This is a genomic window from Sphingomonas sp. STIS6.2 (assembly GCF_000732685.2).
Lineage (GTDB): Bacteria > Pseudomonadota > Alphaproteobacteria > Sphingomonadales > Sphingomonadaceae > Sphingomonas > Sphingomonas aerolata.
Window position 1 is genome coordinate 22,360 of sequence record NZ_JPDP02000041.1, and the last position, 21,590, is coordinate 43,949.

Annotated in this window: 22 protein-coding genes and 1 riboswitch; of the genes, 17 read left to right on the forward strand and 5 right to left on the reverse strand. The window is 67.7% G+C overall.

Features of this window, described 5'->3' with window-relative positions:
* Nucleotides 1–2: 2 nt before the first annotated feature.
* Together sphst_RS06325 and sphst_RS06330 are read right to left on the reverse strand one after the other, a co-directional pair.
* On the reverse strand, nucleotides 3–599 hold the full coding sequence (locus tag sphst_RS06325) for a response regulator transcription factor (RefSeq protein ID WP_031393582.1): 597 nt from the start codon (nucleotides 597–599) through the stop codon (nucleotides 3–5).
* On the reverse strand, nucleotides 596–2,149 hold the full coding sequence (locus sphst_RS06330; RefSeq protein WP_166746192.1) for an ATP-binding protein: 1,554 nt from the start codon (nucleotides 2,147–2,149) through the stop codon (nucleotides 596–598). The genes sphst_RS06325 and sphst_RS06330 overlap by 4 nt, the downstream gene beginning before the upstream one ends.
* Before the next feature lie 230 nt (nucleotides 2,150–2,379).
* Here sphst_RS06330 and sphst_RS06335 point away from each other — a divergent pair, with 230 nt between their 5' ends.
* Nucleotides 2,380–2,664 carry a hypothetical protein gene (locus tag sphst_RS06335; RefSeq protein ID WP_031395767.1) on the forward strand — a complete coding sequence of 95 codons (285 nt, stop codon included), beginning with the start codon at nucleotides 2,380–2,382 and terminating at the stop codon, nucleotides 2,662–2,664.
* Nucleotides 2,665–2,777: 113 nt separating this feature from the next.
* Here the strand turns inward: sphst_RS06335 and sphst_RS06340 are convergent, their stop codons facing one another.
* On the reverse strand, nucleotides 2,778–3,911 hold the full coding sequence (locus sphst_RS06340; RefSeq protein ID WP_107045319.1) for a hypothetical protein: 1,134 nt from the start codon (nucleotides 3,909–3,911) through the stop codon (nucleotides 2,778–2,780).
* A 127-nt stretch (nucleotides 3,912–4,038) separates the two neighbouring features.
* The gene (locus sphst_RS06345; RefSeq protein WP_043156331.1) at nucleotides 4,039–6,210 is read right to left on the reverse strand and encodes a TonB-dependent receptor; all 2,172 of its coding nucleotides are present in this window, start codon (nucleotides 6,208–6,210) and stop codon (nucleotides 4,039–4,041) included.
* Between the two features lie 168 nt (nucleotides 6,211–6,378).
* Nucleotides 6,379–6,617: riboswitch (cobalamin riboswitch) on the reverse strand.
* Between the two features lie 220 nt (nucleotides 6,618–6,837).
* On the opposite strand from sphst_RS06345, the gene sphst_RS06350 reads away from it, so the two are divergent.
* From sphst_RS06350 to sphst_RS06385, 9 genes are all read left to right on the forward strand, one after another.
* Nucleotides 6,838–8,538 (forward strand): catalase, encoded by a 1,701-nt coding sequence (locus tag sphst_RS06350; RefSeq protein ID WP_043157617.1) that lies wholly within the window; start codon nucleotides 6,838–6,840, stop codon nucleotides 8,536–8,538.
* 70 nt (nucleotides 8,539–8,608) lie between these two features.
* On the forward strand, nucleotides 8,609–9,181 hold the full coding sequence (locus tag sphst_RS06355) for an ankyrin repeat domain-containing protein (RefSeq protein ID WP_031395270.1): 573 nt from the start codon (nucleotides 8,609–8,611) through the stop codon (nucleotides 9,179–9,181).
* 93 nt (nucleotides 9,182–9,274) lie between these two features.
* The gene (locus sphst_RS06360; protein ID WP_037527415.1) at nucleotides 9,275–9,484 is read left to right on the forward strand and encodes a hypothetical protein; all 210 of its coding nucleotides are present in this window, start codon (nucleotides 9,275–9,277) and stop codon (nucleotides 9,482–9,484) included.
* Nucleotides 9,485–9,625: 141 nt separating this feature from the next.
* Nucleotides 9,626–11,938 carry a glycoside hydrolase family 127 protein gene (locus tag sphst_RS06365; RefSeq protein ID WP_031395269.1) on the forward strand — a complete coding sequence of 771 codons (2,313 nt, stop codon included), beginning with the start codon at nucleotides 9,626–9,628 and terminating at the stop codon, nucleotides 11,936–11,938.
* 109 nt (nucleotides 11,939–12,047) lie between these two features.
* On the forward strand, nucleotides 12,048–12,980 hold the full coding sequence (locus sphst_RS06370) for an NAD(P)/FAD-dependent oxidoreductase (protein WP_031395268.1): 933 nt from the start codon (nucleotides 12,048–12,050) through the stop codon (nucleotides 12,978–12,980).
* A 125-nt stretch (nucleotides 12,981–13,105) separates the two neighbouring features.
* A complete protein-coding gene (gene leuC, locus sphst_RS06375; protein WP_107045320.1) occupies nucleotides 13,106–14,545 on the forward strand; it encodes a 3-isopropylmalate dehydratase large subunit in 1,440 nt (479 codons plus the stop codon).
* Nucleotides 14,542–14,667: a hypothetical protein gene (locus sphst_RS21480; protein ID WP_260171550.1), complete on the forward strand. Its 126-nt coding sequence runs from the start codon at nucleotides 14,542–14,544 to the stop codon at nucleotides 14,665–14,667. The genes leuC and sphst_RS21480 overlap by 4 nt, the downstream gene beginning before the upstream one ends.
* Nucleotides 14,664–15,293: a 3-isopropylmalate dehydratase small subunit gene (gene leuD, locus sphst_RS06380; protein WP_031395265.1), complete on the forward strand. Its 630-nt coding sequence runs from the start codon at nucleotides 14,664–14,666 to the stop codon at nucleotides 15,291–15,293. The genes sphst_RS21480 and leuD overlap by 4 nt, the downstream gene beginning before the upstream one ends.
* Nucleotides 15,256–16,254 carry an NADPH:quinone oxidoreductase family protein gene (locus sphst_RS06385; RefSeq protein WP_031395264.1) on the forward strand — a complete coding sequence of 333 codons (999 nt, stop codon included), beginning with the start codon at nucleotides 15,256–15,258 and terminating at the stop codon, nucleotides 16,252–16,254. Before leuD ends, sphst_RS06385 begins: the two co-directional genes overlap by 38 nt.
* Before the next feature lie 24 nt (nucleotides 16,255–16,278).
* Here sphst_RS06385 and sphst_RS06390 read toward each other — a convergent pair whose 3' ends face one another.
* Nucleotides 16,279–16,476 carry a hypothetical protein gene (locus sphst_RS06390; RefSeq protein WP_031395263.1) on the reverse strand — a complete coding sequence of 66 codons (198 nt, stop codon included), beginning with the start codon at nucleotides 16,474–16,476 and terminating at the stop codon, nucleotides 16,279–16,281.
* A 150-nt stretch (nucleotides 16,477–16,626) separates the two neighbouring features.
* On the opposite strand from sphst_RS06390, the gene sphst_RS06395 reads away from it, so the two are divergent.
* From sphst_RS06395 to sphst_RS06425, 7 genes are all read left to right on the forward strand, one after another.
* Nucleotides 16,627–16,950 carry a DUF1476 domain-containing protein gene (locus tag sphst_RS06395; protein ID WP_031395262.1) on the forward strand — a complete coding sequence of 108 codons (324 nt, stop codon included), beginning with the start codon at nucleotides 16,627–16,629 and terminating at the stop codon, nucleotides 16,948–16,950.
* 4 nt (nucleotides 16,951–16,954) lie between these two features.
* Nucleotides 16,955–17,185: a BolA family protein gene (locus tag sphst_RS06400; protein ID WP_031395261.1), complete on the forward strand. Its 231-nt coding sequence runs from the start codon at nucleotides 16,955–16,957 to the stop codon at nucleotides 17,183–17,185.
* Nucleotides 17,186–17,195: 10 nt separating this feature from the next.
* Nucleotides 17,196–17,522, forward strand: a complete 327-nt coding sequence (grxD, locus tag sphst_RS06405; protein ID WP_031395260.1) for a Grx4 family monothiol glutaredoxin — start codon at nucleotides 17,196–17,198, stop codon at nucleotides 17,520–17,522.
* Between the two features lie 351 nt (nucleotides 17,523–17,873).
* On the forward strand, nucleotides 17,874–18,242 hold the full coding sequence (locus sphst_RS06410) for a BlaI/MecI/CopY family transcriptional regulator (RefSeq protein ID WP_031395259.1): 369 nt from the start codon (nucleotides 17,874–17,876) through the stop codon (nucleotides 18,240–18,242).
* A complete protein-coding gene (locus sphst_RS21485) occupies nucleotides 18,239–19,861 on the forward strand; it encodes a M56 family metallopeptidase (RefSeq protein ID WP_107045321.1) in 1,623 nt (540 codons plus the stop codon). The genes sphst_RS06410 and sphst_RS21485 overlap by 4 nt, the downstream gene beginning before the upstream one ends.
* 148 nt (nucleotides 19,862–20,009) lie before the next feature.
* On the forward strand, nucleotides 20,010–20,861 hold the full coding sequence (locus sphst_RS06420; RefSeq protein WP_031395957.1) for an MBL fold metallo-hydrolase: 852 nt from the start codon (nucleotides 20,010–20,012) through the stop codon (nucleotides 20,859–20,861).
* Nucleotides 20,846–21,586, forward strand: a complete 741-nt coding sequence (locus sphst_RS06425; RefSeq protein ID WP_056406027.1) for a DUF4230 domain-containing protein — start codon at nucleotides 20,846–20,848, stop codon at nucleotides 21,584–21,586. The genes sphst_RS06420 and sphst_RS06425 overlap by 16 nt, the downstream gene beginning before the upstream one ends.
* Nucleotides 21,587–21,590: the final 4 nt, after the last annotated feature.

Sequence of the window (21,590 nt, forward strand, 5' to 3'; positions counted from 1 at the left end):
GGTCACCGCGCGAGCGCGATCAATTGGGCAAGACCGTTGGTGCCGGTCTTGGCGACGATGGCGGCGCGGTGATCTTCGACCGTCTTGGGGCTGAGCCCGAGGATGTCGGCAACGGCCTTGTTGCTATGTCCCTGCACGAGCAGGTCGAACACCTGACGTTCGCGCGCCGACAGGGCTGCGGTTCGTGCGCGGATGCTGCGTTGGCGCCGGGACCATGCGACCCCCTCGTCGACCGCGCTGAGGAGGCGTGTCTCGTCGAGCGGCTTTTCCAGATAATCGAGGCCGCCATAGCGCCGCACCGAATCCACGGCATTCGCGGTTGTCGGCCACGCGGTCATGAAGACGATCGCAACCGCGGGGTCGATCATCCGCACGCGGTCGGCAAAGCCGAAGCCGTCGAGGTCGCCCATCATGATGTCGGTGACGATGCACAGCGCCGGTGCTTCAGCGTAGACCGACAGCAGCATGACCGGGTCGAGAAAGGGTTCGGCGGCATGACCGTGACGGCAGAGCAGTCGTGCGACGGCCGCGCCGAGGTCATGGTCGTCATCGACGACATAGACGGCGGCACGATCCGGCTGATTGGCGGGGAGTGTCATGGCTCGGCTCCGGGGCGCGGGAGGGATAGCGTCGCGCAGATGGTGCCGTCGGCGTGCGTGACACGCTCCACCGTGCCGCCATGGGCTTCGACGATCGCCCGCGCCACGAGCGCCCCGACGCCCATGCCGGGGCGTGCTTCCCGCCGATCGGGGCAGCGGTTCACGACCATGACCACGACCCGGTCATCGTTCTGATGGGCGGAGAGTGCGACACGACCGTCGCACGCCTGCACCGCATTGCGGACCAGATTGACCACCGCCTGCGCGAGCTCGATCTCCTGGCCGAAGACGACCAGGTCGGGATCGATCGGCGACACCTCCACCACGACCCGCGCCGCCCTGGCTTCGGCACGGGTCAATGCCGTGACGGTCTCGACCAGCGCGGACAGGGGCAGGGCGCTCGGTTCGTCGACCGATCGACCGCCGAAACGACGCAGCCGGCGGACCAGCGTGGACAGCGCCGCCGCCTTGCGGTCGATCAGCGCGGCGGTCTGGGCGATGTCCGGATCGGCGGCGACGGTGATCTCGTGCAGGTGCTTGGCCTCGATCGCCAGCGTCGAAAGCGGCTGGCTGATCTCGTGGATCACCGCCACCGACATCGCGCGCAGCGTCTTCAGCCGTTCCGCCTGGAACAGCATGCGGTCGCGGCGCGACAGGTCGCTCTGCGCCCGCGCCTGCGCATCGGCAAAGCTGCCCGCGAGGTAGCCTACGACGACGATCGATGCGAGGCTCATGTGCAAGGCGAGCCGTTCCGCGACGGGCAGGTCGGTCGCGGTAAAGGGAAGGACGATCGCCGCCACGATCACGATCGCGCACCAGCCTGCGGTGCGGCCGAAACGCAAACCGATCCAGGCGACCGCGAGCAGCGCCGGGGCGGCGGGGACGCCCAGCCCGATCTCGGCCAGCAGCGTGCTCGCGGCGATCGCTGCGCCGAGGACGAGGGCCGCTTCGGCCAGTCCGGCAAGCTGGCGGAGCGTCGGGCGGTGCAGTGCCCGGGGCCGGTCCTGCCCCGCATGGACCACCCAGAGCAAGGGCGGGGCGATCAGCAACACGCCGAGCAGGTCGCCGACGACAAAGCCCGTCAGCGATGCCACCGTCTGACGAAGGCCCGAGACGCCCGTTAATTCGGGACTGAACAAGGTCCAGGGCAGCGCCGCCATGGTCGCCGCGACCGGCGCGGTGACTGCGGCGAGGCCGAGCGGCATCGGCGCGACGCCGAGGCTCGATTGCGACCGCGCCGCGACGTGGCGGACCAGCCAGACGACGATGCCATAGGTCAGCGCGGGCCGGGCGACGCCGTTTGCCGCGGTCAGCCAGCCGGCCTGGCCCGGAACGATGATGCCGGCGATCGTCTGCACGATCAGTTCCGTCGCCATCACCGCTAGCGTCAGCCGCGGGCCACGGCTCCACAGCAGCGCCAGCCTGACGCCAGCGGCGGGATAGAGCAGCGAGTAGAAGCCCTGACCGCCCCATCCTGCCGCGGCCTGGTGCGCGGCCGCAAACGCTGCTGCATAGCCGATGAGCCAGGGAAGGTCGGCCAATCGTGGCACTGTTTTGCCGGCTACGGCACCGATCGAGAGGCGGGGCGGAGAGGGAGGCAGCGGCATTGAGGGCTGCCTAGCCGCATCCGGCGCCGATAGGCCATCGGGGAAATTCCCGGGTTTTCGGCGCGGCGGCGATGGCCATGATGATCGTGAGCCAGCCCCGGGAATGTATCGATGCCAGCCCATAGTGTCTCGCGATCGCGGAATCGTCACCGCGTAACGGGCGCAGCCGTACGATGACGGAAGGACCTGATCCGATTCACGAGGTGCGCGAGCTCTGGTACCAGGAGGATGGCAGCGTCATCGTCTACAGCCATCAGGTCGTGCCGCGGCGGTGGTGGAACCGCCTGACGCGGCCGATCGGCGTGCTGCTGATCGTGCTCGCCGTCGCGTGGCCCGCATTGCTGCTATCTCATGGATGGACATGGCTGGGTCTGGCGTTTGCCATTGGCGACGTGTGCGTCGTGCTCGTCGGCCGCGATCTGATCCTGTGGGGGGCCAGGCGCTGGAGCGATCCGTAGGCAACCGCGCTTAGACGCGGAATCGGAAGGTCTGCGCAGCAGGGCGGGTGCCCTGACGGGCTTGTCGCTCGCCAGGGCACATCATGGAATGGCCGGCTCTGCCGACCAGCGGGTCAGTCGCCGGGGAGGGCGGCACCGGCGACTGCGAACAGATCCGCCGCGGAGTGGCGGGACAGGTCGATCGGAAACGCCGCGCTCATCGACACGCCCGCCGGCGCGTCGTTCGCATCGAAGCCGAGCGCGCGGCAGGCCGCCACGCTTGCCTTGGTCCGGCAGGCGAGCCCACCGCCATGTGCAAAGACGTTCAGCAGCACCCGGCGTGCGTGCGAGCGCGGCCGGATGCGCAGATCGGGAACGTCGGTATAATAGATCTCCAGCGCGCCGGGGCAGAGCCGGGCGAGATCGTCGAGCAGCGCCTCGCGCTCGTTCGGTGCGGCGGTCGGTTCGGTGCGCAGCGCCTCCTCGTCACCGTCGGTTTCATCGTCGGCCTCGCTCTCTCCGGCCAGATCTTCGACGGCGGGTGCGGGCCGGTCGGCGAGCAGCCGGGCGAGCCGCTCCTCGAACGCGACCGGATCGACCGCTGGCGCGTCGCCGGGTTCGGTGCCGTCGTTGCAGGGCGGCATGAACGCGGCAATGAGGTCCCGTTCGATCGGCGCCAGCCAATGCTTCTTCACCCATGCGCTCGGCCGCTGCCCGGGCTCGGGGAGAACGGTCGCGGCCAGGTCGCGCGGCAATTGGAGATAGGAGAAGCCGAGGTGATCGAGCATCGTGGCCTCGTTCCCCGGCCCGAACACATCCCAGTGTGCGGCTGCGAGCTGCGCCTTGGCGAAGGTGCAGCTGCCACCCTTGCGCTGGAGAAGCGGGCTTTCATCGCCGTTCAGTGCCAGCATCGCGACGATCGTCTCGATCGGTCCGTTGGGCTCTGCGGCGGCGAGCGCACGCAGATGCTTGAGATGTCGACGGGCGAAGGTGACATAGGGCGAGCGCAGCGTCTGATAGGTGACGTGCTTCTCCCAGCGCTCGAGGACCGATCCGCCGAAGGGCCGCTCGGCCTTGCCGGCATATAGGCCGACATAGACGAGCCGGTCGTCATGGAACATGCCGTAGATGCCGGGCCCGCGCAGTGCCTCCGGCTCCCCCGCCCAGGGTGCCCGCGGCACGGCGCGCAGGTTCATCCATGCCGGCTTGCCGAGCGTGGGCGGCACGGGACGCAGGGTAAACAGCTCGGAAGCCCGGTAAAACGGCATGCGCAATGTCTCCTCATGGGGTGGCCATGCGGCTTAGGCGGGCGCGCGCGCGAACGGCTATCCGGGGTTTTCCCGGGGGGCGACATCGCCGGCGGCCCGTCCCAAGGGCTGCCGGCCGCGGGGCGCGCTAGAAGCCGACGCGAAGCGAGAAGTCGACCGCGCGGGGACGGCCGAGGACCCATTGCTGGTTGTTGTACGTGCTGATCGCTGAGTCCCGGTCGAACAAATTGTAGCCGTGGATATCGACCGCCAGGCGCGGCGTTACCGCGTACGATAGCGTGGCATCGACCATGGTGTAGCTGGGGACGCGGAAGCTGTTCGCATTGTCTGAATAGCGTCGTCCAACGTAGCGCAGCCCGGCGCGTGCTTGGAGCGCACGCGTCGCGTTCCAGCGCAGCCAGAGATTGGCGAGCCTCTCGGGCACGTCCGGCGGGGTATTGCCGTCAAAGCGCGTGCCGCCGGAGACGAAGTCGTCGAACGTCGCGTCGAGCACGCTGCCGTTCGCATCGATGCCGACACCGTACGGCAGATCGAGCGATACCGCGGCCTCGATACCCTTGGCCGATCGCTGGCCGACCTGCTCGACCGGGCTCGTCGGGGTCAGCTGTGCCAGCAAGCGCTTCTTGACGATGCGGTAGGCGGCGAGGGTGGCGGTGCCGCGACCGTCGAGGAACACGGCCTTCGCGCCGACCTCGACCTGGTCGCCAACCGCGTTGCTGAACTGCACCTGCCCGGTCGAATAGGTCGTCAGCGTCCCCAGCGGGTCCACGCCGGTGGCATATTGCGCATAGAGCGACACCGTCGGGATAGGCTGATAGACGCTTCCGACCCGCCAGGTCAGATTGTGCAGCCGCTTGTCGAGCACGAACGTCTCGGTGCCGGCGCCGCCCGGATAGTCGATCGACCAGCGGCGTATCGTGTCGCGCTCGTAGCGCACGCCACCGACGATCGAGACGTGCGTGCCGAGCTTCAGCCGGTCCTCGGCAAAGACCGCATATTCGGTGGTCCGCGTCCGATAGCGCGGTGCGATCCCCTGGGTGTCGACGATCAGACTGGGATCGAACGCGAAGGGATCGACCTCCGAAACCTGCGGGTCAGACCCGAAATTGTGGGAGTAGGTCAGTTTGATGAGGTTGACGTCGAAGCCCATGACAAGGTCATTGCCGACGCCATCGGCAATCTGTGTTCGGAGCGTCACGCTGCCCTGATCGCCCCATTGCGTCTGATCGTGGACGATGCCGGTCATGTCGGTGCGCAGGATGCCGCCCGGCGTGCCGGTGTTGCCGCTGCCGTTGGCGCAGACGCCGTCCGCGGCGATCCAGCAATAGGTTTCGAGATTGAGCCAGGAGCGTTTGGAGGTGAGGCGATAGGCCTGGTTGCTGACGGTGACCGCATCGCTCGGCGTCCAGTCAACCTGCAGGCTGGTGCGGTTGTCGCGGTATCGGATAGAGCCGTCGCGTGTGTTGTAGTTGCGTTCCCGGATGCGGTCGTCGAGCCGACCGTCGATCAGCGGTGTGCCGAAATAGCGCATCGGCTTCTGGTCGCCATAATCGTCCCGCACGGTGACGACGAGCGTGTCGGTCGGCGCCCAGCGCAGCGTGCCCGACACGGCATGGCTGCGCGACTGGCCGCGATCGACATAGCCGTCCGATCGGCGATAGCTGCCGTCGATGCGGTAAGAGAGGCGCTCGGTGATCGGCCCCCCTGCGCCTGCCGCGAGATGGAAGCTGTCCTGCGAGCCATAGCCGATCTCGCCCTCCACGTGCGTCTGCTGCGTATCGGGTTTGCGCATCACGACATTCACCGCGCCGCCCAGTGCGCCCTGGCCGTAGAGCACCGAGGCCGGGCCGCTCAGGATGTCGATCCGCTCGACCATCCACGGATCGGTCGGAAAGGTGATCGTGCCGGCCGCCGGGAACAGCCTGATGCCGTCGATGAGCTGGAGCACGGATCCCTGACCGCTGAAGCCCCGCGCGGCGAGCGCGGTACCGCCATTGCCGGGATTGCCCGCATTGCTGATGCCCGGTGCGCGGCTCGTCGCGTCGATCACCGACAGGTCGCCGCGCGCGCGGATCGTGGCGCCGTCGATGACCGAGATCGTCGCGGGAGTCTCGAGCGGCGTGAGGCCTAGGCGGCTGCCGGTCCCATTCGGCGTGGTGAGCGTGTCCTGGGCATGTTGTCCGACGATCAGGATGTCCTTGGTATCGGGATCCGGAACGGACTGGGCGTGGACTTGTGCTGCGAAGACAGGCGACAGAATAGCCCCCGCGAGCGCGAGGCGAGACAATAGGAACGGCATTACGGTAATCCCCCGGGCGTCTGGCGAACCCGGCAGGGACCTCCCGCGAACGGCCGACATCCGCGCCAGCCGGACGCGATTGCGACCGGCACGCATGCCCGTGCGGTCCCCACCGCACACGTCGTCGCTCGACGGAGTACCGTGCCGCGGCCACCCCCTGGGCCAGGCAAGAGCGACCAGACGCCGGCAGGTCTCCTGGCTCACGGGTCCTCGCACGATGCACGGCCTTCCCAGGCCCTCATGACGAAACGTCTGGCCCAGTGGCTGCCCCTTCCTTTGCAGGAAGAAGCGAAATGCATCTCGCTCGCCGCTTACAGTTGCAGGGACAGCCTCGGCTTCAGGTGGCGAACCACCCTCACCGCGTTCCCTATTAAGCCCCTTTCGGGGCACCGACGCGATCATGCCGCCCTGCTCGGATCGAACAGGTCAGCGGCGCCGGTCTATCCCGGTCAGGATCGTTCGGCAATCGTCCGGCGAGCGGCGCGATGGCGGCTCGATCGTCCCGCTCGATTGCTGTGATCCAGAAGCTCCGTTTGGCGCGATGCGCGTCCTCGATCAGGAGGCGGCGGTGCCGCACGCTCTGTGCGGAAATGCCACGCTGATGGCATGCAGGATTAAGGGATCGAGATGAAGAACGTGAAGAGCCGTCAGGCCGTGACGGCGATGCTGCTGGCTGCGACATCGGCTGGTGCCATGATTCAGCCGGTCGCCGCGCAGACGGTGGCGCCGGCCGAGACGCAGGCGGAAACCCGCATGACGACCGCGGCGGCACCGTCCAGCGCCGGCAAGCCCGCGCTGGCGCAGGCCGGGGTTGCCGGCACCGTCGAAGCCAAGGGTGATTCAGCCAGTGTCGCCGCGCCGCAGATGACCCGCGACAATGGTGCGCCGATCGGCGAGAACCGCCACTCGAAGGCGGCGGGCGACCTTGGCCCCGTCCTGCTCGAGGACACGACGCTGATCGAGAAGCTCGCACGCTTCGACCGTGAGCGCGTGCCCGAGCGCGTCGTCCATGCCCGCGGAACCGGTGCCCACGGCGTGTTCACCGCGACCGCGGACATTTCGAGCATCACCGGTGCATCCTTGTTCATGCCCGGCAAGCAGACGCCGGTGTTCGTCCGCTTCTCGACCGTGATCCACCCCTCGGGCAGCCCCGAGGGCATGCGGGATCCGCGCGGCTTTGCGACCAAATTCTATACCGATCAGGGCAATTGGGATCTGGTCGGCAACAACCTGCCGATCTTCTTCATCCGCGACGCGATCCAGTTTCCGGACATGATCCACGCGCTCAAGCCCTCGCCGGTGACGAACAAGCAGGACCCCAATCGCTTCTTCGACTTCTTCTCGGCCACGCCCGAGGCGACCAACATGCTCGCGCATGTCTATTCGAACCTCGGTACGCCGGCATCCTACCGGACAATGGACGGCAACGGCGTCCATGCCTTCAAGCTGGTGAATGCCAAGGGTGAAACGGTGTTCGCCAAGTTCCGCTGGATCAGCCGCCAGGGCGTGCGCAACCTGAACGGCGCGCAGGTGGCGACCGCGACATGGAACTACCTGACCGATGATCTCTATGGCGAGATCGGCAAGGGCAACTTCCCCGTCTGGGACCTGATGGTGCAGACGATGTCGGCGTCGGCGTTCGCCAAGCTCGACTATAATCCGTTCGACGATACCAAGGAATGGCTGGGCGTGCCGTTCCGCAAGATCGGCGAGATGACGCTCAACAAGGTGCCGACCAACTTCTTCGACTATACCGAGCAGTCGGCGTTCGCACCGGCCAACCTCGTGCCGGGGATCGAGGCGTCGCCGGACCGGATGCTGCAGGGGCGGCTGTTTTCCTATTCGGACACGCAGCGCTATCGCATCGGCGCCAATGCGATGCAGTTGCCGGTCAATCGTCCGCTCGCGAGCGTCGTCAACAATTACCAGGACGGCCAGCTCGACCACGCCAACCGCGCGTCCGACGTGAATTATTTCCCGGCGGCGACCGCGGCAAAGTCGACCGATGCCCGCTTCCGCGCCGCGCCCTATGGCATCGACGCGACCGTCGATGCGAAGCCGATCGCCAAGACCAACAACTTCGCCCAGGCGGGCGAATTCTACCGGGCGCTGAAGCCGCAGGACAAGGCGGATCTGGTGACCAACCTGGCGGGTGATCTCAATGTCGTGACGTCGGCGCGGACGAAGACGATCATGGTCAGCTACTTCTACCAGGCGGACAAGGACTTCGGCACGCGCCTGGCAACCGCGGTGAACGTGCCGATCGCCGACGTGTCGCGCGCGGTGGCGGACTATCGCGCCGCCAACCCGGGCCAGGGCGCCCGCTGATCCCGGGGCAGGGGGTGCGCGACGGCGCGCGCTTCCTGCCATGGCAGACTTCAAGGAATCGAGACCGACGATGCTGACTTATCTTGCCGCGCTGCTCGCCGCAGCCGGTCCACAGGCCGCTGCGACCGAGCGACGCACGCCCCCTGCGGTCGCGGCCTTGCCATCACCCGAGCGTCGCCAGCAGCTGCTGTTCGAGGCGGCCCGGCTCGGCCGCACGGACATGATCGATCCGCTGCTCAAGGCCGGCGCCGACATCAATGCCTATGACGAGCGCGGTTTCACGCCCCTGATCCTGGCGGCGTATAACGGACAGCTTGCCACCGTGGACGCGCTGATCGGCAAGGGCGCCGACGCCTGCCGTCCGGATCGCGACCAGGGCAACAGCGCGCAGATGGGTGTCGCGTTCAAGGGCGAGGATGCGATCGCGGCACGGCTGCTGAAGGCAGGGTGCGACGTGAACGCGCGCAATCATGCCGGGCAGACCGCGCTGATGATGGCGTCGCTGTTCAATCGGCGGGCGCAGGTCGAGCTGTTGCTGGCGGCGGGTGCGGACCGGACGATCCAGGATGCGGCGGGACGATCGGCAGGTTCGGTCGCGGCCGGGCAGGGCAACGCCGCGATGGCGGAACGCGTGAAGCGCTGACGCAAGTCTTCGGGCGTCCCGGGTGCCGCAGCGGGCCGTGTCGCTGCCGTTCCGCATTGACGCGGCGCGGCATCCGGGGCCATCGCGTTGGCCATGACCAAGAGCAAGGGACGCACCGGCGCACACGCGCGCGCCAATATCCAGCCTGCGCCGACAGCCGCCGAGCTCGACGCAGCCAAGCACGAGGCCGTCCAGATCGAGGGGCGGCTCGCCGGCCTCGCGGCCGGGCATCCGTCGGTCAAGATATGGAAGGCCCGCCTCCGAGCCGCGCAGGCGGTGATCGCTCGCGCGCCGCGCGACTGAGACGCTCACGCTAGTGCGGCCGGGTCTGGATCACGGCGCACCGATGTTCACGATCACACCGTCAGCAGATGTCAGTCGCGGGATTTACTCCGACAAGTGAAGCCGATAGCCTGTGTCTAAAGACGTGGCTGGGAGAGTGACATGGGTTGGACGCGTCGCGGTGCGCTAGGCGCGGGGATCGCACTGGGGGCGGTGCCGCCATTCGCCCTGGCGGCGGCGGATGCAACCTCGGCAGCGACCCCCTTTCCGCTGTCGCAGGTGCGGTTGCGGCCGTCGATCTTCCTGACGTCGGTGCAGGCGAACCAGCGCTATCTGCTGTCGCTCGATGCGAACCGTCTGCTGCACAATTTCCATGCCGGGGCAGGGTTGCCGACCAAGGGCGAAGTCTATGGCGGATGGGAGTCGCGCGGGATCGCCGGGCATTCGCTCGGCCATTATCTCAGCGCGCTGTCGCTGGTCTATGCGCAGACGGGGGACCAGCAATTCCGTGACCGCGCGGCCTATATCGTCGCCGAACTCAAGGCGATCCAGCGGAAGCAGGGGGATGGCTATGCAGGCGGGACGACCGTCGAGCGCGACGGCAAGACCGTCGATGGCAAGGTCGTGTACGAGGAGCTGCGCAAGCGGGAGATCCGGTCGACCGGGTTCAGCCTGAATGAAGGGTGGGTGCCGCTGTACACCTATCACAAGGTCATGGCGGGCGTGCTCGACGCGCACCGGCATGCCGGGCTTGCCGATGGTTTGGCCGTCGCAATCGGGCTCGGGACCTATCTCGGCACGATCCTGGAAGGACTGAGCGACGTCCAGGTGCAGGACATCCTGCGGACCGAGCATGGCGGGCTGACCGAATCCTATGCCGAGCTGTACACGCGAACCGGCAATCGCCGCTGGCTGACGCTTGCCGAACGGTTGCGGCATCACGCGATCGTCGACCCGCTCAGGGACGCGCAAGACGACCTCGCGGGTCACCACGCCAACACCCAGATCCCGAAGATCGTGGGGGAGGCGCGGCTGCATGAGCTGACCGGCGATACCGACCATGCCAGGGCCGCCCGGTCGTTCTGGACGATCGTGACGCGCGACCACAGCTATGTCATCGGCGGCAATTCGGACCACGAGCATTTCGGCGAGCCGCGCAAGCTTGCCCAGCGGCTCGACCAGCAGACGTGCGAGGCGTGCAACAGCTACAACATGCTGCGCCTGACCCGGCATCTCTATGGCTGGACCGGCGATGCGCGCTATTTCGACTTTTACGAGCGCGCGCATCTCAACCACATCATGAGTCAGCAGCACCCCGACACGGGGATGTTCACCTATTTCACTGCGCTGGCGCCGGGCATGGGGCGCGTGCATTCGAGCCCGACCGAGGATTTCTGGTGCTGCGTCGGGTCGGGCATGGAAAGCCATTCGAAGCATGGCGAGAGCATCTACTGGAAGCGCGGCGATGCGGTTGCGATCAACCTCTATTATGCTTCCACGCTGGATGCCCCCGAGGCGAAACTCGACATCGATACGCAATTCCCGCTCGGCGACACGGTGCGGATCGCGGTCAGGACGGCACCACGGATGCTGGCGCTCCGCGTGCCCGGCTGGTGCGCCGCGCCGCTGTTGCAGGTGAACGGCAGAACGGCCGGCGTGCGCGACGGCGGCTATCTGCTGCTGACCGGGCTCAAGGCGGGCGACTGGATCGCCTTGTCGCTGCCCATGCCGTTGCGCGTCGAAGCGATGCCCGACGATCCCAGGCTGATCGCGTTCCTCAGCGGCCCGCTGGTCCTGGCCGCCGATATGGGCGCGAAGGACGGTCGGTCCGACGGGCCGGACCCCGCGCTCGTCACCGACCGGACGGAACCCGTGCTGGCGGCGGCAGGCGGGTTGCACCGGTATCGACTGGGCGGGCAGGGCAAGCCAGGTGATCTGATGCTGCGGCCATTTTTCGCGCAGCACGACAACCGCACCGCCGTCTATTTCCGCCGGTTCGGCACCGCCGAGTGGCCGACTGCGCAGCTCGCCTGGGCGCGTGCGTCGCAGGAGCGGGCGGCGCTGGCCGCGCGGACGGTCGATGTGATCCGGCTGGGCGAGCAGCAGCCCGAGGTCGATCACGCGTTCGCCGACAGCGGCAACTCGGCGGCGGTGTCGCATGTCGCCGACCGTAGCCGCAACGTGAACGTCGGATATTTCGAATTCGACCTGGCGGTCGCGCCGGGGCCGCTGACGCTGCAGGTCGAATATGGCGGCGGGCAGCGCAACAAAGATTTTCGGATCTCGGTCGACGGTACGCCGTTGGCGCGCGAGCGGCTCACGGGTGACGTCACCGCCGCCCGCAACGTCCGGACCTATACGCTGCCGCCCGAGACCACGCGCGGCAAGTCGAAAATTCGCGTCCGCTTCGACTCCGACACATGGCAGGGGGTCGAGGTCTATACGGTGCGGACGATGCGATCCGAGACGATCTGACCGGTACGACGGAAATAGGTTTGGACGGTAAAGCCGGGGGATTTCCGGCTGGTCGGTTAGGTCTGGGGGCGTTATCGGGCCACCCCGCGGATCGTCGATCGGAGACGTCATGAAGGTTGCGATCATTGGTGCAGGAATTGCGGGCCTGAGCTGTGCGCTGCGACTCCAGCAGGACGGCTGCGAGGTGACACTGTTCGACAAGGGACGCGGGGCGGGTGGTCGGATGGCGACGCGGCGGATCGAGACGCCCGGCGGCATGATCGCGTTCGACCATGGCGCGCAATATCTGACGATGCGCGACCCAGATTTCGTGGCGGCGATGCAGGGCTGGGCGGCGGCGGGCGTCGTCGCGCGCTGGCCCGCGGCGGGGCCCGATGCCTGGGTCGGGATGCCGGGGATGAACGCGATCGTCGGGCATCTCGCAGCGCAGACGGACGTCCGCTGGAACACCCAGGTCACCGCGCTGCGCAAGACGGCGACGGGGTGGCAGCTCGATCCCGGCGAAGCGAAGCTGTTCGACAGCGTCGTCGTCGCGATCCCTGCGGAACAGGCGGCGGCGCTCCTCGCACCGCATGACGCGGCGATGGCGCGCGTCGCGACGGACAGCCGGTCGGCGCCGTGCTGGACGGCGATGTTCGCGTTCGAGACGCCGCTATCGATTCCCGACGACGTGCTGAAGGATCGCGGCATCATCGGCTGGGCCGCGCGCAACAGCGCGAAACCCGGCCGCGATGGTCCGGAGGCCTGGGTCGTCCAGGCGACGCCAGACTGGTCCCGCGATCATCTGGAAGACGCGGCGGAGACGGTGGTCGATCAGCTGCAGGCGGCGCTCGCCGCGGAGTGTCCCGACGCGCTGCCCGTGCCGATCGTCCGTGTCGGTCATCGCTGGCGCTATGCCCGCGCCGCGGCGGGCGAGTCCGGCTGCCTTTGGAATGCGGGCGAGGGGATCGGGGCGGCGGGCGACTGGCTGCTGGCGCCGCGGATCGAGAGCGGCTGGCTATCCGGCCGACGCCTTGCCGAGCAGATGCTGGCAGACGCGTAACGACGGATCCCAGCGCCGCGCGGTTCGTCACGCGGACCACGCATCGACGCGATCCGGTCATGGTCCGGCGCATGAAAATTGCCGCGAACCTTTGCGCGGCAGGCATTATCAGTTAACGGGGCCGCATGGCCACCCGTCCGCAGACCCTCTACGAAAAGATCTGGGCATCGCACGTCGTCGAACGGCGCGACGATGGCACCTGCTTGATCTATATCGATCGCCACCTCGTTCACGAGGTGACCAGCCCACAGGCTTTCGAAGGCCTGCGCGTCGCCGGACGGCGGGTGCGGCGGCCCGATCTTACGCTGGCGGTGCCCGACCACAATCTGCCGACGACCGCACGCGTCGACGCCGCGGGTGTGCCGCTGCCGATCGCCGATCCCGAAAGCGCGCAGCAGCTCGACGCGCTGCGTCGCAACACGACCGAGTTCGGGATCGACTATATCGACGCGACCGCGGTGCAGCAGGGGATCGTGCATGTGGTGGGGCCCGAGCTCGGCTTCACCCTGCCCGGATCGACGCTGGTCTGCGGCGACAGCCACACGTCGGCGCATGGTGCGCTCGGCGCGCTCGCCTTCGGGATCGGCACCAGCGAGGTCGAGCATGTGCTCGCCACGCAGACGCTGTTGCTGAGCCAGTCGAAGACGATGGAGGTCCGCGTCGACGGCACGCTGGGCTTCGGCGTCAGCCCAAAGGACGTGATTCTGGCGATCGTCGGGCGGCTCGGCGCCGCGGGCGGGACCGGTCACGTGATCGAATATACCGGCGACGTGATCCGCGCGATGTCGATCGAGGGGCGGCTGACGGTCGCGAACATGTCGATCGAGGCGGGGGCGCGGGCCGGCCTCGTCGCGCCGGACGAGACGACCTTCGCCTATATCAAGGGCCGGCCGATGGCGCCGAGCGGCGAGGCGTGGGAGCGCGCGCTGGCCTGGTGGCGGACGCTGCCGAGCGATGCGGCGGCGACCTATGACAAGACAGTCGTGCTGCAGGCGAGCGATATCGCGCCGGGCCTGACCTGGGGCACCAGCCCCGAGGACGTCGTGCCGATCACCGGCCATGTCCCCGACCCGATGAGCTTTGCCGACCCCGCCAAGCAGGCGGCGGCGCGCAAGTCGCTCGACTATATGGGGCTGACGCCGGGTACCGCGATGCAGGACGTCGCGATCCAGCATGTCTTCATCGGCAGCTGCACGAACAGCCGGATCGAGGATCTGCGCGCGGCTGCGGCGATCGCGAACGGCCGACGGGTTGCCGATGGTGTCCGCGCGCTGGTGGTCCCCGGATCCGGCCTCGTGAAGCGTCAGGCCGAGGCCGAGGGGCTCGACCGGATCTTCACCGGCGCGGGCTTCGAATGGCGCGAGCCTGGCTGCTCGATGTGTCTGGCGATGAATCCCGACAAGGTGCCGCCGGGCGAGCGTTGCGCCTCGACGAGCAACCGCAATTTCGTCGGACGGCAGGGGCCGGGTGCGCGCACGCATCTCGTCTCGCCCGCGATGGCGGCCGCGGCCGCGGTCACGGGCCGGCTGAGCGACGTGCGCGACCTGATGGGACATGAGTTATGAAGCGTGTGATGATGCTGTTGATGGCCGGCGCGGTGATGAGTGGTGTTGCGGCCTATATGGCGGCGGCGCGGACGCTGCCGGGTACCGGTCGTGTCGCCCCGACCGAGACCGGCCCGCGATGAAGCCGGTTTCGACGGTTTCGGGGCGCGCCTATCCCTGGGGGGCGAAGAACGTCGATACCGATGTGATCATCCCCGCGCACTGGCTGAAGACGATCACGCGGACGGGGCTTGGGCGCGGCGCGTTCGAGACGGTCCGCGCGCAGCCGGACAATCTGTTCGACGATCCGCGCTATGCCGGCGCGCCAATCCTGATCGCGGGCGACAATTTCGGCTGCGGGTCGAGCCGAGAGCACGCCGCCTGGGCGCTCGCCGACATGGGCATCGCCGCGGTGATCGCGCCGAGCTTCTCGGACATCTTCTCGGGCAACGCGTTCAAGAACGGCATCATCGCCGCCGTCCTGCCGCAGGATGCGATCGACCGGCTGATCGAGGTTGCACGGACCGACAGCGTGACGATCGACCTCGAATCGATGACCGTCACCACGCCGTTCCAGGACCGCTTCGTCTTCGATCTCGACGCGTTTCGCCGGCAATGCCTGATCGAGGGGCTGGACGAGGTCGGGCTGACACTGGCAAGAGATACCGCGATTTCAAAATTCGAGGAGGCGGTGGCCGAACATCGCCCCTTTCTGGAGAGGGAAAGCGGTTATGCGGGCATTGCTGTCGAAGGCGTCGGGCGGACCTGAAACTCTGATATTGTCGGAACTGCCTGATCCGGTCGCCGCGCCGGGCCAGGTCGTGATCGCCGTCAAGGCCTGCGCGATCAACTTTCCCGACGTGCTGATCATCGAGGACAAATATCAGTTCAAGCCCGAACGCCCCTTTGCACCCGGCGGCGAAATCGCGGGTATCGTCGCCGAGGTCGGTGACGGGGTCGAGGGCTGGGCGGTCGGCGACCGGGCGATCGCGATGCTCGGTCATGGCGGACTGTCCGAAAAGGTCGTTGCCGACCCGGCCAAGCTCTACCGCCTGCCCGAGGGGCGCGACTTTGCGGAGGGCGCTTCGCTGATCCTCACCTATGGCACGACGATCCATGCCTTGCTCGACCGTGGGCATTTGAAAGCGGGGCAGACGTTGCTCGTGCTGGGCGCGGCGGGCGGCGTCGGGCTGGCGGCGATCGAGCTTGGCAAGGCGTTCGGTGCGCGGGTCGTCGCTGCTGTCTCGTCCGAGGAGAAGGCGGCCGCCGCGCGTGCGGCGGGTGCCGACGAGACGATCGTCTATGCACGCGCGCCGTTCGACAAGGACCAGTCCAAGGCGCTGGCCGAGCAGTTCAAGGCAGCCGTCGGCAAGGCGGGTGCCGATGTGATCTATGATCCGGTCGGTGGCGACTATGCCGAGCCCGCGCTGCGCTCGATCGCCTGGGAGGGGCGGTATCTGGTCGTCGGCTTCCCCGCCGGTATCCCGCGGCTGCCGCTCAACCTGACTTTGCTCAAGAGCTGCGACGTGTGCGGCGTATTCTGGGGTGCGTTCGCTGCCCGTGACCCGAAGGCCAACCAGGCGCATATCGAAACGCTCTTCGAGCTGTGGCGCGACGGCAAGATCGCGCCGCGGGTGACCGAGCTGTTCGCGCTGGAGGACGGTGGCAAGGCGATCGCGAAGATGGCCGCACGCGCCGCGATCGGGAAGCTGGTCGTCGAATTCGGCTGATGATGTCTCTCGCGCCGTGCCGGTTCAGAGCAGGCGCGAGATCGTCATGACGATCGCCATCCACAGGATCGCGGATGCGGCCGCACCGAGTGCCATGCCATGCGCGATCGAAGGGAATCGACCGCGACCATGACCACTGGCACCGATCGGCGGCGCTGCGGGGTGACGCGATACGGCGGTGTCGGACGGCGGCGAAATGCTCCTTGGATGGTGGCCAGTCATTCTACTCTCCATGCCCGTGCCCTGTGTCACGTGACTGTCTTATAGATGATGGATGTGCCGGCATTGTTCCAGAGCCGCACCAAATTATTGCGGAGCCGCGGACCGCTACCTATCTGCTAAGCTCGACACGCTGGAGGGAACACGTGCGCCATGACGACTTTTGACGATCGCGAGCGATCTTTCGAGGCAAAATTTGCCCGCGACGATGAACTCGCATTCCGTGTCACGGCGCGGCGCAATCGGTTGCTGGGGCAATGGGCCGCGGCCGAGATGCGGCTGACCCGCGAGGAGGGCGACGCCTATGCGACGGCCTTGGTTCACGCCGATCTCGAAGGCGGGGGCGACGACGATGTCGTACGCAAGCTGGTCGGCGACATGACTGCCGCGGGTCTCGACCATGACGAGGCGACGGTGCGCCGTGCGCTGGCGACGCAGATGATCGAGGCGCGTCGCCAATTGATGGAGGCCCAGTAATCCAATGCCGATGACCGCCGACGATATCCGCACGATGATTCGCGACGCCATTCCCGATGCCGAGGTCGAGATCACCGATCTGGCCGGGGACGGCGATCATTATGCTGCGCGCGTGACCAGCGCGAGTTTTGCCGGGCTGAGCCGGGTGAAGCAGCACAAGAGCGTTTACGACGCGCTGGGGGGCCGCATGGGCGGCGTCCTTCATGCGCTGCAACTGACCACCGTGATTGCATAAGGACGACGACATGACTGACGACACGCACGCGCGCATCGACGCGCTGGTGAAGGCCAACCCCGTGGTACTCTTCATGAAGGGCAGCCCGCTGTTCCCGCAATGCGGGTTTTCGAGCCGCGCGATCGCGATCCTCAACCATCTCGAGGTCGAGTTCGAGAGCGTCGACGTGCTGCAGGACCAGGGCATCCGCCAGGGCATCAAGGCCTATTCGGACTGGCCGACGATCCCGCAGCTCTATGTCGACGGCGAATTCCTCGGCGGATCGGACATCATGATGGAGATGTACGAGAGCGGCGAACTGAAGCAGGTCCTGGACGCGCAGAAGGCGGCAGGCTGAGTATTTGACGAGGCTCTGGATCGCGCGGGGGTATCTGGCCGCCGTGCGGTCGGGGCTTGCAGGGTGCCGGGTGAGGGTGGACCGGTGCGAGACCTGAATGACAGCGACCCGTCCACCCTGCATAAGCGCTGAACGCTCGGTAACGCATCGGACGGTGCAGATGATGTGCCAGTTCGCCCGAGTTGCCGACTTTCGCCGGTCTCGGTGGTTAATTGGCCGCAGCGCCGGCCGCTGATCGTAAAGAAGCCCGACAAAGACGGTCATCGGCGTCGATCGCTAGACCGTAAGAAACTGACATTGACTACGACCGTAAACGAGCTGATTACAAGCGTAGTCAGTAAGGAGTGAGTCGTGGCCGAACGGATCAGTGATGCCGAGCACAGCGTCATGGAGGTGCTGTGGGACGAATCCCCGCTGAGCGCGCAGGATGTCGCCGAACGCGTCGACCCGGCGCGCGGCTGGAGTGCCAACACGGTCAAGACCCTGCTCGGGCGGCTGATCGCGAAATCGGCGATCACGCATGAGGAGGATGGCCGGCGCTATCTTTATCGTCCCACCGTCGCGCGTGGCGATTATGTGGCAGGCGAATCGCGGCGGCTGATGAACCGGCTGTTCGGCGGCAGGCTGACGCCGCTGGTCGCGCATCTTGCCGAACGCGACGAACTGACCGCGCAGGACATTGCCGAGATCGAGGCGTTGCTGAAGGATCTCAAGGCATGAGCGCGGGGCCCATCCTTTCCGGGGGGATCGGAGACGGCCCTGCCGCCGCCCTCCAATCGATCGATACGGCCGCGCTCGCGGGCTGGGCGAGCGACGCGCTGATTGCATCGACGCTGCTGATGCTCGTCGTGCTGCTGGTCCGCGCGCCGGTGCGCCGCGCCTTCGGGGCGCAGGTCGCCTATGCGCTCTGGGCGCTGCCCGTGTTGCGGCTCGTGCTGCCGTCGATGCCAGAGTCGTGGCACGCGGCGGCGACGCCCATTACGCGCGCTGGCGAGACGATCAGCGTCTATATGATCGCACCCGCTGCAACGGTCGCCACGACGGGGACAATGACGGCTGCGGCGGCACCCGATGTGATGGAGCCGTCGTTCGGCGCGGTCCTTGCGGGACTGTTCGGCGGCGGGCTCGGCAGCGCGCTGGGGGCCGCATGGGCGGTCGGGGCGCTCGGGCTGCTCGTCTGGCATCTGCTTCAGCATCGACGGTTCTGCCGGCGGATGCTCGACAGCGCGGACCGGCTCGACGACCGCGACGGGGTGCGCGTGATCGCCACCGCGGCGGCGCCGGGTCCGCTCGCCTTCGGTCTCGTCCGCCGCTACGTCGCGTTTCCGCGTGATTTCGCGGATCGCTATGACGCGGACGAGTGCGAATTGGCGCTGGCACACGAGATTGGCCATCACCAGCGTGGCGACCTGTTCGCCAACTGGGTGGCGTTGATCGTGCTCGCGCTCCACTGGTTCAACCCGGTCGCCTGGCATGCGTTTCGCCGGTTCCGCGCGGACCAGGAGCTTGCCAACGACGCACGCGTGCTCGCCGGCCGGTCCGCGGTCGACCGCCACATCTATGCCTGCGCGATCGTCAAGGCGGCGCATGGCGGCGCGGTGTCGGCCGCGTGTCACCTCCACACCATCACCGATCTGAAAGGGAGATTGCGCATGTTGACGACTTCTCGGATTTCACGCGGCCGGATCGCGACGGGGGCGGCCTCGGTCGGCCTGCTGGTCGCGACGGGGCTCGCGCTGACCGCTTCGGGCACCAAGGCCGCCACGGCGATCCGTGCCGGTGTCGAGGACCGCGTGGCGCCGGTCGCCCCGGCGGCGCCCCTGCCACCTCTGCCACCTATGCCAGTCTTGACCCCGGTCGCACCCGTAGCGCCTGTCGCGCCCGCTGCGCCGCTTACCGAACGCCCCGCCGACGCGCGTCAGGTCACGACGATCGTCACGCGCGACGGCAAGACCGTCAGCACGCGGGTCATCCGTGCGAAGCCGGGCAGCACGATCGTCGCGTCGGGGATGGTACCCGAGGTGACCGAACGCACCTGCGTCGATGGCAAGGACGGGCCGGGCAAGCACCATGTGATCGACCGGACCGAAGGCGGCGTGCGCAAGATGGTCATCTGCACCAATCGCATCGAACAGGCCGCCGCCGACGCCGCGACCGCCGCGATCAACAGCCGCGAGATCGAGGCGAGCGCCTACGCCTCCGCACTCGCCAGTCTGAAAATCGCGCGGGCGTCGATCGAGAAGAACACCGACATGACCGCTGCGCAACGCCGCGAGGCGCTGGCCGGTATCGACGAGGGTATGGCCGAGGTCCAGGCCGACATGGCCAAGCGGGATTGACCGGCATTCTGGGGTAGGGGGCGGTGCCTGCGGCCCTGGACTCTGACTTTCGTCCGGATGACGGGATCGGGGTGGTATCACAGGGTCGGGCGGCGGGGTCTCGGGTTCGGGTCTTGCCATGCGCGCCGCCAGCCGCCATTTCGGGGGCATGGCTGAGCATCCGACCGGCATCCCGATCCAGCTCGAGCCGCTCGTCGTCCGCGTGCTCGCGCCGAACGCGTCGCCCTATACCTTCACCGGCACGCAGACGCATATCGTCGGGACGACCGCGCTGGCGGTGATCGATCCCGGGCCTGACGATCCCGCGCATCTCGATGCCTTGCTGCGCGTGATCGATGGCCGTCCCGTCGCCGCGATCGTCGTCACGCATCATCACCGCGACCATAGTCCGGCGACGCGCCCGTTGCAGGCCGCGACCGGCGCGCCGATCGTCGGTGCCGCCGCGTTCGTGCCCGGTGCCGCGGCCAATAGTTCGTTCGACGCGCTCTATGCACCCGATCGCGTGCTGGCCGACGGTGAGACGGTCGGCGCGGCGGGCTGGACGCTCGAGGCGATCGCGACGCCGGGGCATACGTCGAACCATCTCGCCTTCGCCCTGCGCGAGAGCGGGGCGCTGTTCTCGGGCGATCACGTCATGGGCTGGTCGACCAGCGTGGTCGTGCCGCCCGATGGCGACATGACCGATTATATGGCGAGCCTCGAGCGGCTGCTGGGACGCGACGACCGTGTCTATTATCCAGGGCATGGCGAGGCGATCGAGCGGCCGCAGCGGCTGGTGCGCGGGATGCTCGGCCACCGCAAGCAGCGCGAGGGGCAGATCCTCCGTTTGCTGCGCGAGACGCCGCGCGGTGTCGCGGCGCTGGTCGAGCGCATGTATGTCGGGCTCGATCCGCGGCTAGTGCCGGGGGCGGAGGGATCTGTGCTCGCGCATCTGTACGACCTGCGCGGTCGCGGGCTGGTCGGCGAGACGGAAGGGGATGGTGCATGGCGGATGGCGTGAACGAGGACAGCCGCAGCACGGACACTGCGCGGCGTAGCGGGGTCGGGTCGTTCCTGGCCAAGGGGGCGGGGGTGCTGGTGCTGCTCGCATTGGCCGCACTGATCGCTCTGTGGGGCGTGCAGCGGTACGTGCAGAGCCGCCTGACCCCCGACCCGACGACGATCGCTAGCGCGAGCCTGGAGGGGCTGCGCGAACAGAATCGGCTGTCGACCTTTGCCGCGCGGTTCGTCGCGGTGGTGACGTCGCGCCAGTCGCAACTGGGCTTCACCACCGAGAAGACGCTGATCATGCCGGGGATGGTCCGCTACGAGGTCGATCTCGGCAAGCTGTCGCAGCGCGACGTCGCCTGGGATGCCGCGACGCGGACGCTCGCGGTGCGATTGCCGCCGGTCGAGGTGGAGGGGCCGCAGATCGACCTCAATGCGCTGCGCGAATATGGTTCGGGCGGCGTGCTGGCGACGCTGACCGATGCGGAGAAGCGGCTCGACACCGCCAACCGGCGCGCGGGCCAGATCGAGCTGGTCCGCCAGGCGCGCGAGCCCGCAATGATCCGGCTGGCGCGCGACGCGACGCGGCGTGCGGTCGAGCGGAGCTTCGCGATGCCGCTGCGCGCCGCAGGGGTGGATGCGACCGTCAGCGTGCGCTTCGCCGACGAGGCGCAGGCGTCGACCGAGCGATGGGACACGTCGCGTTCGCTGCAGGACGTGCTAGGGAACCGCAACTAAACCG

Coding starts and splice junctions, on each gene's coding strand:
- sphst_RS06325 (WP_031393582.1), bottom strand. CDS start 599: ATGACACTCCCCGCCAATCAGCCGGATCGTGCCGCCGTCTATGTCGTC.
- sphst_RS06335 (WP_031395767.1), top strand. CDS start 2,380: ATGACGGAAGGACCTGATCCGATTCACGAGGTGCGCGAGCTCTGGTAC.
- sphst_RS06340 (WP_107045319.1), bottom strand. CDS start 3,911: ATGCCGTTTTACCGGGCTTCCGAGCTGTTTACCCTGCGTCCCGTGCCG.
- sphst_RS06345 (WP_043156331.1), bottom strand. CDS start 6,210: ATGCCGTTCCTATTGTCTCGCCTCGCGCTCGCGGGGGCTATTCTGTCG.
- sphst_RS06350 (WP_043157617.1), top strand. CDS start 6,838: ATGAAGAACGTGAAGAGCCGTCAGGCCGTGACGGCGATGCTGCTGGCT.
- sphst_RS06355 (WP_031395270.1), top strand. CDS start 8,609: ATGCTGACTTATCTTGCCGCGCTGCTCGCCGCAGCCGGTCCACAGGCC.
- sphst_RS06360 (WP_037527415.1), top strand. CDS start 9,275: ATGACCAAGAGCAAGGGACGCACCGGCGCACACGCGCGCGCCAATATC.
- sphst_RS06365 (WP_031395269.1), top strand. CDS start 9,626: ATGGGTTGGACGCGTCGCGGTGCGCTAGGCGCGGGGATCGCACTGGGG.
- sphst_RS06370 (WP_031395268.1), top strand. CDS start 12,048: ATGAAGGTTGCGATCATTGGTGCAGGAATTGCGGGCCTGAGCTGTGCG.
- leuC (WP_107045320.1), top strand. CDS start 13,106: ATGGCCACCCGTCCGCAGACCCTCTACGAAAAGATCTGGGCATCGCAC.
- sphst_RS21480 (WP_260171550.1), top strand. CDS start 14,542: ATGAAGCGTGTGATGATGCTGTTGATGGCCGGCGCGGTGATGAGTGGT.
- leuD (WP_031395265.1), top strand. CDS start 14,664: ATGAAGCCGGTTTCGACGGTTTCGGGGCGCGCCTATCCCTGGGGGGCG.
- sphst_RS06385 (WP_031395264.1), top strand. CDS start 15,256: ATGCGGGCATTGCTGTCGAAGGCGTCGGGCGGACCTGAAACTCTGATA.
- sphst_RS06390 (WP_031395263.1), bottom strand. CDS start 16,476: ATGACTGGCCACCATCCAAGGAGCATTTCGCCGCCGTCCGACACCGCC.
- sphst_RS06395 (WP_031395262.1), top strand. CDS start 16,627: ATGACGACTTTTGACGATCGCGAGCGATCTTTCGAGGCAAAATTTGCC.
- sphst_RS06400 (WP_031395261.1), top strand. CDS start 16,955: ATGCCGATGACCGCCGACGATATCCGCACGATGATTCGCGACGCCATT.
- grxD (WP_031395260.1), top strand. CDS start 17,196: ATGACTGACGACACGCACGCGCGCATCGACGCGCTGGTGAAGGCCAAC.
- sphst_RS21485 (WP_107045321.1), top strand. CDS start 18,239: ATGAGCGCGGGGCCCATCCTTTCCGGGGGGATCGGAGACGGCCCTGCC.
- sphst_RS06420 (WP_031395957.1), top strand. CDS start 20,010: ATGGCTGAGCATCCGACCGGCATCCCGATCCAGCTCGAGCCGCTCGTC.
- sphst_RS06425 (WP_056406027.1), top strand. CDS start 20,846: ATGGCGGATGGCGTGAACGAGGACAGCCGCAGCACGGACACTGCGCGG.